This is a genomic window from Salicola sp. AFF1 (assembly GCF_056783195.1).
Genome location: NZ_JBXAYL010000222.1, coordinates 1 through 245, shown reverse-complemented (window position 1 = coordinate 245; position 245 = coordinate 1). Strand labels below are relative to the sequence as shown.

General features: G+C 65.7%; 1 protein-coding gene. It reads right to left on the bottom strand.

The features are described 5' to 3' along the window. Nucleotides 1-245, bottom strand: a 245-nt coding sequence (locus tag AC1RQI_RS17430) for an IS66 family transposase (RefSeq protein ID WP_481905866.1), incomplete at both ends; no start/stop codon positions are given.

The window sequence follows — 245 nt, the reverse complement described above, 5'->3', positions numbered from 1 at the left end:
GAGGCCTCGACGAACTTGCGACGGGCATGGTCCCAGCACCCGATCCGGGTGATGTCGTTGTCCCGACACACCTTCCCGTAGCCGGAGTAGCCATCGGCTTGCAGGATGCCATTGAAGTCATCGAGCAGGCGCACGGGCACACTGCCCGCCCGTGAGGGATCGTACTCGAACAGCACCGTGGGCTGGCCCGGCGGGCCGCCCCGGGTGACCCAGATCCATTTGTCGGATTGGGCCGTTTTGCCGTC